A 12,716-nucleotide genomic window follows, 5' to 3' on the forward strand; every position below is an offset into this window, starting at 1 on the left:
ACTGTGATGTGGCTCATGGTCGAAGTGCCGGTAGACCAGCCACCGAAGAAAAAGGAGTTCCGATGTTGAGCACCATGCAGGACGAGCCGTTGTCGCTGGCGACGTTGCTGCGCTACGCATCGACGTTCGTGGGTGATTCCAGCGTGTCCACCTGGACGGGTACCGACGTGCGCACCATGACCTATCGCGAGCTTGGCGCCGATTCGGCCCGGCTGGCGAATGCGCTGCGCGGGTTCGGGATCGGTATCGGTGATCGCGTCGGCACCTTCATGTGGAACAACAACGAGCACATGGTCGCCTATATCGCGGTGCCGGCGATGGGTGCGGTGCTGCACGCGCTCAATATCCGGCTGTTCCCCGAGCAGTTGGTCTACGTGGCCAACCACGCCGAGGATCAGGTGGTCATCGTCGACGGCACACTGCTGCCGATGTTCGCCCAATACCTGCCGAACCTGAAGACGGTCCGGCACGTCATCGTCGCCAACGGCGACGCGTCCGCGCTGCAAGCGCCCGCGGGTGTGCAGGTGCACTCGTACACCGAGCTGCTCGCCGCGCAATCGGACTCCTACGACTTTCCGGTGATCGATGAAAAATCAGCCGCGGCAATGTGCTACACCTCCGGCACCACCGGTGACCCGAAGGGTGTCGTGTATTCGCACCGTTCCAACTGGCTGCACGCCATGCAGGTCTGCTCGCCCAACAGTATGGGCTTCACCGAGGCCGATAATGTACTCGCCATCGTCCCGCTGTTCCACGCCAACGCCTGGGGCCTGCCGTACGCGACCTTGATGTCGGGTGCGAATCTGCTGATGCCCGACCGGTTCCTGCAACCGGGGCCGCTGCTGGAGTTGATGGGGTCGGAGAAGCCCACCTTCGCCGCCGCCGTGCCGACCATCTGGGGCGGCGTGCTTGCGGGGCTGAGCGCGAAACCGCAGGACATCACGCATCTGCGGTCGGTCGTTGTCGGTGGCGCCGCGGTGCCACCGACGATGATGCGTGCGTTCCAGGAGAAGCACGGCGTGAAGATCCTGCACGCATGGGGCATGACCGAAACCTCGCCGCTCGGCAGCGTGGCGCACGCGCCGGCGAGTGCGACCGGTGAGGACGAGTGGGCCTATCGCTTCACCCAGGGCCGATTCCCCGCGAGTGTGCAGGCACGGCTGGTCGCCGACGACGGCAGCGTGCTGCCCAATGATGGAGCAGCGTTGGGCGAGCTGGAAGTTCGCGGACCGTGGATCACCGGCGCCTACTATTCGCCGGATGGGTCCGCGGTCGATCCGGACAAGTTCGACGATGGCTGGCTGCGCACCGGCGATGTCGGCAAGATCAGCCCGAACGGCTACCTGACCTTGGTCGACCGGTCCAAGGACGTCATCAAGTCCGGCGGCGAGTGGATCTCCTCGGTCGACCTGGAGAACGCGGTCATGGGGCATCCCGCCGTCGCCGAGGCGGCGGTTATCGGTGTTCCTGATGAGAGGTGGGACGAGCGTCCGCTGGTCGCAATCGTGCTCGCTGATGGCGGCGAGGCCAAGCCGGAAGAACTCCGTGACTTCCTCGCCGACAAGTTCGCCAAATGGCAACTGCCGGAACGCTGGACTTTCATCGCGGAGGTTCCCAAGACCAGCGTCGGCAAGTTCGACAAGAAGCGGCTGCGCGCGCAGTACGCCGACGGCGACCTGACCGTCACCACCCTGTCCTGAACTGCTGCCCCCCGTCACCACTTCAGCATCATCAGTGGTGACGGGGGGTGTTGCACAACAGATTCGCGGCCGATTGGACCCAGCCGCCGATGAAAAGCCGTTGTCGGCATAGCGCTTCGCTGCCACCCCGATCGGCGGGTTCCGCAGTGCACCCGACGCAGCCGAAATATGGTGCTGCGCCGGGCTTATGCGATGTGGCGGATCAGCAGTTACGCAGTTCCGGGCTCTGGTTCAACAGCTGAGCGCGGGTACCGACGAACGTGCTGTAGGTGTCGCCGCCTACCGCCGAGAGCGGGAAGGCCGCGACGCGGTGGCAGTTCTGGAAGGCGAGTTTCACGCCGAAGTGCCGTTCCAAACCGCCGCGGATCGCGTCGGAAGCCATGGCGCGCAGCAGTTGACCACGAGCCACCTCATCCGGCGGGGGGACCACGTTATCGGCGTATTCCTCGGTGCCGGAGTGCAGATCACCGGCCACCCGGCTGACTACCTCCCAGGCGTAGGGCAATGAATTGCGAACACATTCGACGAAATCCGCGTCGTCGATCTCGCCGCGTTCGGCGCGTTCGAGTAGTGCGGTGGGAACATCGAGGGACATAGCGCTCTCCTCCGGGGTTGGGTGGATGGCGGATGCGATGCCCCTGAAGTCTAATCGAAAGTGGTTGTCAACAATCCTGGATTCGACGTGAAAGTGCCCTTTTCAGAGCGGTTTTCGTATCGGAGGCCAGCGCGTGGACCAGTTCGCCGGCAGGTAGCTCCGAGGTGAGAGTGTGCGTCTGACCGGCCCACAGATTCACTTCCTCCGGATTGCCCGCCGCTCTGGCAGCGGCGCGCAATGGTGCTGTGGCGAAGTGGATTTCCGGATAGGCGACAGGCGCGGTCGCGCTGTGTTCGTCCATGAACCGGTTGCGCAGGCCGCGCGCACGGCGTCCGGTGAACGCGCGGGTGAGCATGGTCGGGGTTGCGGCACCGAGCGCGGCGCGATGTACCGGGTTCGTGCCCGCCTCTGGACAGCGCAGAAACGCGGTGCCCAGTTGGGCAGCCGCGGCGCCCGCGGCAAGTGTCGCCGCGATGCCCGCGCCGGTGCTGATGCCACCCGCGGCGACGATCGGTAGGCCGACGGTCGCGGAGACGACCTGCAACAGCGAAAGCAGACCCAGCGGATCGGTGCTGTCATCGGCGACCTTGTCGACGAAGGTGGCGCGATGTCCGCCCGCCTCCGCGCCCTGGGCTATGAGCACGTCGGCCCCTGCTTCGGCCGCGATGCGCGCCTCGGCGGCGGAGGTGACCGTCACCCATACCTCCGATCCCGCGGCTCGCAGGCGGGCGACCTCCTCGGCGGTCGGACAACCGAAGGTGCAGGTGACCACCGCGACGGGTGCCGCGACGAGTAGATCCAGCTTCGCGTCCCAATCGTCGGCGTCGTACTTCGGTGTGCCGAGCTCGTGCGTCGCGCCGAGCTCGGCCAGATAGTCGGCGAAGGCGTCGGGCGGTGTCGGCGGTCCGGGAGTGAACAGGTTTATGCCGAACGGCGCGGTGGTCAGCTCGCGGGTCGCGGCGAGACGCGCGGCGGTATCGGCGGCGCTCAGATATCCGGCTGCCAGTAGTCCGAGTCCGCCCGCCGCGCTCACGGCCGCGGTCAGCTCTGGAGTGGAGGGTCCGCCCGCCATCGGGGCCAGCACGATCGGGACGCTCAGTTCGTCGATGATCACGGTCCCAGTGTCGTCCATCTGGAAATATGCCCCGGCCCCACCTGCGATTTCGACACAGAAGGTTGCGGAATGGTCACGACGGGGTAGAGTTCCCGTCACAACGGATACCGAAACGTTATCTAGCTCGGAGCCGCCAAATCGTTATAAACGGTGGCTTCGGCGCGGTGCTCGTTGACCACCAGTGTAGGTCGGAAGCTAGGACGCAACATTGTCGCACCATCGTGTACGCCCCAGTTCTATAACTGTCATGAGCCTTATCGGCGACGGTGATTCGGGTCGGCCCACGCGGCATCGCGCCGAGTCGACCGCAACCGATCGGGTGAAGGTCGCCGCAGGCGTCGCGGTCGCCGCGAGCGCACTGCTCGGCACCGCGACCCAGGTTGCCCCCGCCCTCGCGGCCCCACTGCTGCCCGGCTCACACGACGCCGATGATGCCGCCCCCGTCAGCTTCAAGGGTGCAGGCGCGCAGCCGGTCTCGCAGGCGAAGGCCGCGGCGACTCCGGTCGCCGAGACCCTCCCCGCGCCGCAGGTTGCCGCGCAGGTGGCTGCTCCGATCGCCGCACCGTTCGGCATCGGCAACCTGCCGCCCGAGATCGCGGGCCCGCTTGCCCAGGTCGAGCAGATCCTGAAGGGCGCGCAGCAGCAGATCGCTCCCGCCCCCGCGGTGCGCCCGGTCGCCGGCGAGATCAGCTCCGGATTCGGCAGCCGCTGGGGTGTGTTCCATTACGGCCTCGACTTCGCCGATCAGATCGGCGCTCCTATTCACTCTGTCAGCAACGGCACCGTCATCGAGGCGGGCCCGGCATCGGGCTTCGGCCTGTGGGTCCGCGTGCTGCAGGACGACGGCACCGTCGCGGTCTACGGCCACGTGAACGAGATGCTCGTGCACGAGGGCCAGCGGGTCAACGCGGGCGACCTCATCGCTACCGTCGGCAACCGGGGTAACTCGACCGGTCCGCACCTGCACCTGGAGATCTGGGACCAGGCAGGCAACAAGATCGACCCGATGCCCTACCTGGCTGCCAAGGGTGTGCCCCTGCAGTGGGGTCCCTCGGCGCACTGATTTTTCCTTGCCCGGCTTGATATTCGGTGGCTCGCGAGGCTCACGCGAGAACCAATCGGTCGTTAGGATCTTGCGGTGACCGCGCTTGGCGACATCTTCGAGCCTGGATCGCCGGACGGCCGAACCTATGCCGTGCTGGTGCATCATCCGCGATCGAGCCTGTCCGATATCGCGAGCTATCTGGGTGTGCCCGCCGATGTGGCCGAAGCCTCGCTGAAGGTGCTCGCCGACCTCGACGCCGCCGAATACCTCATCGGCTCCGACGGGGAACCACTGTGGGATGCGCACGCCCCGGAGTCGTTGTCGGAGGCCGAGGCTCGACGCAGGCAGCAGGACATCAACCACATGCACGCTGCCGCATCGCGCCTGAGCGAAACCTTCCGGTCGGTGCGGCGCTCGCCCCGCGCCAACGGTTCGGTTGTGCCGGTATTCGAGCGGCTGGAGATGCTTGCCGACTTCGAGGAGATGCAGAGCGCGGCGCGCAGTAGCGTGAAGGTGATCGAGCGCGGCCCCTATCTCAGTGACATGGAACGCGAGCAGCAGCTGTTCCAGCTCAAGCGGGCCAGGATGGGCGAGGGCATCCGCTACCAAACCCTGTACCAGGACACCATCTATCAGGATTCGGAGCGGCTGCGGCACGCGCTGACAACCAATGCCAGTGGGGCGCAGGCGCGGACGCTGCCCGAGCCGCCGTTCAAACTGATCATCAGCGATGACGAACGCGCCAGCCTGGTGCTGCACGCCGACGAGCGGCGACCGGACCCGATGGGTTTGCGCATCACCGGCTCCGCGGCATTGCGGATGGCGATCAAGACATTCGATGTGCTGTGGTCACTGGCCGCGCCGATCTCGGTGAACCCGGCCGCCGATGAACTCGACGAAAAGGACAAGGCGATCCTGACCCTGATGGGCCTCGGCGCGACCGACGACACCATCGCGCGCAGGCTCGGAATGTCGCGGCGTACCGTGGTGCGCCGCACCGCCCGATTGCTGGAGCGGCTCGGTGCGAGCACGCGTTTTCAGGCCGGTGTTCAGGCGACCCGTCGCGGCTGGCTGTGAAGTGACAGTCTGCGGCGCGCGCCTACACTTGTTGCGTTGCTCGGGCGCACTCGCCCGGAACGACGACCTCGAACTGGGCTTTGGAGATAGTTGGGCCGTATGGCCCAGCTTGACGCGATAGGTGAATGCACTCGAATGGATACTGCTCGGCGTTCTGTTCGTGGAAACCGCCGCCGGAGGTCGGGGGCGTCGCTTTTCGGGCAGCTGCTGACAGCGGCGGTCGAGTCGGCGGCGGACTCGGTGGCGATCCGATTCAATCCGACCGGTGATCCGGCCGACCAGCGCGAGCTCACCTACCGTGAGCTGGACCATGAGTCCTCGCGGCTGGCACGTGAATTGATCGATCGCGGTGCCGGTCCAGGGGATCTGGTGGCCATCGCGATCACTCGCTGCGTGGAATCGGTGCTCGCGGTGTGGGCCGTCGCCAAGACCGGCGCGGCCTATGTGCCTATCGATCCGGCGTATCCGGCGGACCGGATCGCGCACATATTGTCCGACTCCCAGGTCGTTTTCGGGCTCACTACCCAGGCGCATCGCGCGGGCCTCGGGCGATCGGTCTACTGGATCGAACTCGACGATCCTGTGGTCGCCGAACGGTTCGCCGTCCGGCCCGAGCACCCGATCTCCTACGCCGAACGGGTCCGGCCACTCGTCGAAACGCATCCCGCCTACGTCATCTACACCTCGGGCTCGACCGGGCTGCCGAAGGGCGTGGTTGTCACCCACACCGGTCTGTCCGGGTTGGTCTCCGCGCAGTGTGAGCGTTACGGGGTGACCGAGGAGTCCCGTGTCGCCCAGCTGAGCTCGCCGAGCTTCGATTTTTCCCTGATGGAGATGCTGTTCGCCTTCTCATCGGGGGCCACCCTCGTCATCGTGCCTCCGAAGGTGTTCGGCGGCACCGAGCTTGCCGATTCGGTCCGCCGCGAGCGCATCACCCATCTGTTGATCGCACCGGCCGCGCTGGAGTCGGTCGAGCCGACCGACCTCGATGATCTGCGGTTTGTCGTAGTCGGCGGCGAGGAGGTCGATCCCGACCTCGTCGGCCGCTGGGCCACCGGCGACCGTGAAATATTGAATGCTTACGGCCCCACCGAGGCCACGCTCATGATCGCCACCACCGAGCCGATGCGGCCACGAGCCGACGTCACCATCGGTGCGGCCATTCCCGGGGTGGACGCGTTCGTGCTGGATTCGCTACTGCGCCCGGTCCCCTCAGGCGCGGTCGGTGAGCTGTACCTTTCCGGGGCTGCGCTGGCGCAGGGCTATCTCGGGCGGCAAGGGCTGACCGCGGAACGTTTCGTCGCGAGCCCTTTCTCCGCGGATACCGGTCACGCGGGCGGTCGGCTCTATCGCACCGGCGACCTGGTCCGGTGGGACGACTCCGACGATGTCTTCGTTCTCGACGAAATTCCGCTCACCCCGGTGGGGGAGCTGGACGGAGACGTGTGGCCGGAAACGGTGTCCGCGGCCGAACAGTTCCGCGCACCGGACACTCGGGCTACGGGACCAGTGATCGGCTCGCTGCCGCGTCCCGATCGGATCCCGTTGTCGTATGCGCAGCAAAGGATGTGGTTCCTGAACCGCTTCGATCCGGCGAGTGCGGTCGACAACATCCCGGTCGCGGTGCGACTGTCGGGCAGGCTCGATATCGACGCGCTGCGTGCCGCGGTGGGCGATCTCGTCGAACGGCACGAGTCGCTGCGCACGATCTATCCCGATGTCGACGGTGCAGGCTCACAGGTCGTGCTGCCGGTCGAGGATGCGCGGGCGACCCCGGAACTCGTTGTCCAGCAGGTCGCCGGGTTCGATCTGCCCCGCTCCGTCACCGAGGCCGTAGTCGATAGCTTCGATGTGACCACCGCGCCGCCGGTGCGGCTGCGGCTGTTCCAGAGCGGCGAATCCGAGCACGTGCTGGTGTGCGTTGTCCACCACATCGCGGGCGACGGGTTCTCGATGCGGCCGTTGACCAGGGACCTGATGGCCGCGTACGCGATTCGGACGCAAGGCGGCGATCCGGACCGGCCGCCGCTGGCAGCGCAGTACGCCGACTACACGATCTGGCAACGGACGGTCCTCGGCAGCGAGGACGACGCGAATTCCCTGCTGGCCGCGCAGATCGCGTACTGGCAGCACGAATTGGACGCGCTGCCGGACCAACTGGACTTGCCGGTGGACCGGCCGCGCCCGGTGGTCGCCACCAACAGCGGCGCCGTCCTCGCCTTCGAAATCGATGCCGAGGTGCACGAGTCACTGCGCGTCCTTGCGCAACAGCACAATTCGACGTTGTTCATGGTGGTGCATGCCGCGCTGGCGGTGCTGTTGGCGCGGCTGTCCGGTACCAGGGACATTGCGATCGGTACACCGGTCGGCGGGCGTGGTGAGCCCGCTCTCGATGACTTGGTCGGCCTGTTCGCCAATACCGTTGTGCTGCGCGCCGATATCAACCCCGACAGCAGCTTCGATCAAGTGCTTCGCGAGGTCCGGCACACCGATGTGCAGAGCTTCGGCCATGCCGATGTGCCGTTCGAACGACTGGTGGAGTTGCTCGACCCGATTCGATCCACCGCGCGTCATCCGCTGTTCCAGGTGATGCTCACCTTCCAGGACCTGGAGTGGCCGACGCTGGAGCTGCCCGGCCTCACCGTGTCGGGCATGGAGCTGGCGATACCGCGCGCGAAGTTCGACCTACAGCTGGAAGTGGTCGAGGACCTCGACCTCGACGGCGTCGCGCAGGGCATTTCGGCGCTGTTCACTTATGCGACGGACCTGTTCGACGCGGCGACGGTGCAGGACTTCGCCGACCGCTTCCGCAAGATCCTCGCCGCGGTGGCCGCCGATTCCGCCACGATCGTCGGCGATATCGACGTGTACGCGCCGGGCGAACACCAACTGGTACTGCACGAGTGGAATACCCTCGGCGTGCGGGTGCCCGAGGTGACGCTGGTCGATCTCATCGCCATGCAGGTACGGCAGCGGCCGAACGCCGTCGCCGTGCGTTTCGGTGAAACCACGCTCACCTTCGGTGAGTTGCAACGCCGCGCGAACCGGGTGGCGCGGGCATTGATCGCCCGCGGCGCAGGGCCGGAATCGCTGGTGGCCGTTGCGGTTGGGCGGACCGAAGACCTACCGGTCGCCCTGCTCGCCGTGCTTACCAGCGGCGCGGGGTACCTGCCCATCGATACCACCTATCCGGTGCGGCGGCTGGAGTTCATGCTCGCCGACGCGGCACCGGTGTGCGTGCTCAGCACCGCGAGCGAGTGGGAGGCCTTGCCCCCCGTTGACATTCCGGTCGTGCTGTTGGACGAGGCCGCCGAATTCTCCGACACCAGAATCACCGATGCCGCTCGGCTCGCGCCGCTGCGCCCCGACAATCTGGCCTACGTCATCTACACCTCCGGCTCGACGGGCGAGCCGAAGGGCGTCGGTGTCGCGCACCGCAACGTCCTGGAACTGTTCGCCAACACACAGCTGCTTTTCGAGTTCGACGAGACCGACGTATGGACGCTGTTGCACTCCTTCGCCTTCGACTTCTCGGTGTGGGAGCTGTGGTGCGCGTTGGCCAATGGCGGCTCGGTGGTGGTGGTCGACGACTTCACCTCGCGTGCTCCGCAACAGTTCCGCGAGTTGCTTATGCGCGAACGTGTCACCGTGCTCAACCAGACGCCCTCGGCGTTCTATCAGCTCGTCGAGGCCGATCGCGCCGCGCACGCCGCCGACGCGGGCAAGCTGGCGCTGCGCTATGTGGTATTCGGCGGCGAGGCACTGGATCTGCGCCAGCTGCAACCTTGGTACGAGCGGCACTCGATGAACGAGCCGTGGTTGGTGAACATGTACGGCATCACCGAAACCACGGTGCATGTGTCGTTCCTGTCGCTCGATGAGCAGCTCGTCGACAACGCCGCGAGTGTGATCGGGCGCGCGCTGCCCGGCCTGGACGCCTACGTCCTCGACAGCCGGTTGCACCCCGCGCCGGTCGGAGTGGCCGGGGAAATCTATGTGGCGGGCGCTCAGCTGTCGCGGGGATATCTAGCCAGGCCGGGGCTAGCGGCGACCCGATTCGTCGCGAATCCGTTCGGCGCGCCCGGATCTCGGATGTATCGCAGTGGCGATATCGGCCGCTGGGTCGGCTTCGGCGGCGCGGCGAGCCTGGAGTACGTGGGGCGCGGTGATCAGCAGGTGCAGTTGGGCGGGTTGCGCATCGAGCTCGGCGAGATCGAATCCGCGCTGCTGCGCTGTACGGGAGTGAGTCAGGCCGCTGTGCTCGTGCACTCCGACGAGCACACGGGTGATCGGCTCATCGGATACGTCGTGCCCGCGTCGTCCGAGGACGGCGACACGGTGCTCGATCCGGTCGGGCTACGCACTCAGGTCGCCGAATTCCTCACCGGCTATATGGTTCCCGACGCGTTCGAGATCATCGAGGCGCTGCCGCTCACACCCAATGGCAAGCTCGACCGCAAGGCACTGCACGCGAGCACCGCCGGCACGCTCGCGGCCCGCATCGTGCCCGGCGCCGAGGCGGACAGCGCGGCAAGGCCGCCACTGGGGCGCGCGGCAAGGCCCGACCGTATTCCGCTGTCGCTGGCGCAGCAGCGGATGTGGGCCCTGAATCGGGTCGATCCGAACTCGCTCGCCTACAACATCCCGATGGCGATCAGGTTGACCGGTGCGCTGGATGTTTCCGCGCTGCGCTACGCCATCGGCGACGTGCTCGAGCGGCACGAGTCGCTGCGTACCCGCTACCCGGCGGATGGTCCCGGTGGGGCGGCCTATCAGGAGATCTTGCCTGTCGACCAGGTGCTGCCCGGTGGCCTCGCGGTAGAGGTCACCGCAGACCCGGTCGCCAGGCTCACCGAAATGATGTCCACCGGATTCGATGTGACAGAGCAGGTTCCGGTGCGGGCACTGCTGCTGAATGTCACCGCCGCGGTCCGCCGCGCCGGTTCCGCGGAGGTACATCTACTCGTCCTTGTCGTGCACAACATCACCGCCGATGGCGCATCGATGGCGCCACTGTCGCGGGATCTGATGATTGCCTATCTCGCACGCATTCACGGCAATTCGCCGAGCTGGCGACCGCTGGAGGTGCACTACGCGGACTTCGCGATCTGGCAGCGCGCGGTCATCGGCGACGATGACGACGAGAACTCGATCGCCGCAAAGCAATTGGCGTACTGGCGCGAACAGCTCGACGGATTGTCCGGCGAATCGGTACTGCCGCTGGACCGTCCGAGGTCTGCCGCGCCGTCCACGCGGGGCGCGTCGACCGCGATCCGGGTGCCCGCTGTCGTACACGAAGGTCTCGTGCGCATTGCGCGAGAACAGCATTCGACATTGTTCATGGTCGTGCACGCGGCGCTGGCCGTGCTGCTCGCGCGATTGTCCGGAGGCTCCGATGTCACGGTCGGCACGCCGTTCGCCGGACGGGCCGAACGCGCACTCGACGATCTGGTCGGCACGTTCGTCAATTCGTTGACACTGCGCGCGGCCGTGCCGTCCGGTATCGGTTTCGCCGATCTTGTCGAGCAGGTCAGGGAGACCGATCTTTCGGCGTTCGCCAACGCGGACATCCCGTTCGAACGGGTCATCGAGGAGACCGTTCGCGAGCGCGCCGCGGGACATCCTCCGCTGTTCCAGGTGGCGCTGTCGTTCGAGGACACCGAGCCGCCGACGCTGGAACTGCCGGGGTTGACGGTGACGGGGTTGGACGCGGGCACGGTGACCGCGAAGTTCGATCTCCAGCTCATCGTCGAACCGCGCCATGGCGGCGACGGATCTCCGGAGGAGATTGTCGCGGTATTCGCCTATGCGACAGATATTTTCGACCACGCCACGGTGCAGGCCTTCGGGCGGCGCTTCGAACGCATCCTCGCCGCCGTCGTGGCCGACCCGCAGGTATGCGTCGGCGATATCGACATTCTCGACGCGCAGGAGCGTCACCGGGTGCAGGCGGGTCCCGCCGTGACCGATGGCGAAGGCGCCGAGAATTCCGCGTCGACCGCGCGGATAGCCCCGACCCAATTGCTGGCCGTCGCGGTGGAATCCGATCCGTTCGGGCCCGCGGTGGTATCCGGCGAGGCCGAACTGTCCTACCAGGACCTCGATGCCCGCTCTTCCCGACTGGCCAGGATATTGATCGGGCACGGCTGCGGACCTGGCTCGGGAGTCGCGGTGCGCCTCGACCGAGGTAGCGCCGCCGCGACCACCATCTGGGCGGTGTTGAAGGTGGGTGCCGCACTGGTCCCGCTGGGGGCGACGGATTCGGCGCTGCCGGACGAGCCGGTGCTGAAGGTGGGCATCTGTGCGGCCAGCGAGGTCGAGCCCGGGGATGTCGCGCCGAGCGGTGCCATCGACTGGCTGCTGCTCGACGACCCGGGCGTCGCCGCGCAAATCGGCCTCCAATCAGCCAAACCCGTGACCTATGCGAACCGGACGAGGACACTGCGCGGTGACGATCCCGCGATCGTGCTCCCCGACACCGGCGAGACACTGACCTACGACGAACTGGCGATCGCGGCGGAACGGCTGGTCGCCCGCGCCGGGCTCACCTTCGAATCGCGTACCTTCCGGCACGGCCGCCAGGAATCGATGGCCGCGCTGCTCGAACTGGTTGCCACGGGCGCGGTCGGCGCCTCGGTGGTTGTCGCAGCCGAGACAGCGCAGCTCGAGTTGCCCGCCCTGTTGGCCGAGGAATGGGTCACGCACCTGTTCACCGACACCGCGGGGATCGCCGCCGTGGAGCTGGTCGAACCGGGAGACCTGCAGGTCGTGGTGCTCGACGACGGTGCGGCTCGCACGATGCTCGTCGCGGACAAGTCGGTCGAGGTGCTCGCTTTGCCCGATCTGCTCCGGTAGTCGGCCCGAATTTTCCTCCGCGACCCCATAATGTAGCGGTGTTATTTCGAGTGACCTGCGAGCAGCCGCAAGAGAGTCGTTATTTCGGGCGACCTGCAAGCAGTCGCTAGTGCGTCCCCTACGGCAGCGGTTGCCTGGCCCGTCGAGAGCTCAGGCGAGGTAGCGGTTGCCGTGCCCCCGGCGATGTCTCGGCAGGCGCTGTGGCGGGGAGGCATGTTCGTGTGAATAGGTAAGGTGAGCTGCTTCATGTTTCGCGTGGTCGGACAACATCGCAACGAGACATGGACAGCGGTGCACGTATGACGCGCACCGCCAGAGTCCGGCCCGCAA

The 12,716-nt window shown here is 66.5% G+C and carries 6 protein-coding genes; 4 read left to right on the forward strand and 2 right to left on the reverse strand.

Features of this window, described 5'->3' with window-relative positions; translation table 11 throughout:
* Window positions 1–62 precede the first annotated feature (62 nt).
* Window positions 63–1,700: a long-chain fatty acid--CoA ligase gene (locus tag ACLMAJ_RS33510; protein WP_412017905.1), complete on the forward strand. Its 1,638-nt coding sequence runs from the start codon at window positions 63–65 to the stop codon at window positions 1,698–1,700.
* Window positions 1,701–1,902: 202 nt separating this feature from the next.
* On the opposite strand, the gene ACLMAJ_RS33515 is transcribed toward ACLMAJ_RS33510, so the two are convergent.
* Window positions 1,903–2,295 (reverse strand): SCO5389 family protein, encoded by a 393-nt coding sequence (locus ACLMAJ_RS33515; protein ID WP_412017906.1) that lies wholly within the window; start codon window positions 2,293–2,295, stop codon window positions 1,903–1,905.
* A 67-nt stretch (window positions 2,296–2,362) separates the two neighbouring features.
* A complete protein-coding gene (locus ACLMAJ_RS33520; RefSeq protein ID WP_412017907.1) occupies window positions 2,363–3,409 on the reverse strand; it encodes a nitronate monooxygenase in 1,047 nt (348 codons plus the stop codon).
* A 247-nt stretch (window positions 3,410–3,656) separates the two neighbouring features.
* Here ACLMAJ_RS33520 and ACLMAJ_RS33525 point away from each other — a divergent pair, with 247 nt between their 5' ends.
* The 3 genes from ACLMAJ_RS33525 to ACLMAJ_RS33535 all read left to right on the forward strand — a co-directional run bounded on the left by ACLMAJ_RS33525 (window position 3,657) and on the right by ACLMAJ_RS33535 (window position 12,386).
* Complete coding sequence (locus ACLMAJ_RS33525; protein ID WP_412017908.1) at window positions 3,657–4,472, forward strand: M23 family metallopeptidase; 816 nt, start codon at window positions 3,657–3,659, stop codon at window positions 4,470–4,472.
* 75 nt (window positions 4,473–4,547) lie between these two features.
* Window positions 4,548–5,531, forward strand: a complete 984-nt coding sequence (locus ACLMAJ_RS33530) for a DNA-binding response regulator (protein ID WP_412017909.1) — start codon at window positions 4,548–4,550, stop codon at window positions 5,529–5,531.
* A gap of 135 nt (window positions 5,532–5,666) precedes the next feature.
* Window positions 5,667–12,386 (forward strand): amino acid adenylation domain-containing protein, encoded by a 6,720-nt coding sequence (locus tag ACLMAJ_RS33535; RefSeq protein WP_412017910.1) that lies wholly within the window; start codon window positions 5,667–5,669, stop codon window positions 12,384–12,386.
* Window positions 12,387–12,716: the final 330 nt, after the last annotated feature.

Origin of the sequence: Nocardia arseniciresistens, assembly GCF_046764875.1 — a bacterium.
In the GTDB taxonomy this organism is placed as follows: domain Bacteria; phylum Actinomycetota; class Actinomycetes; order Mycobacteriales; family Mycobacteriaceae; genus Nocardia; species Nocardia arseniciresistens.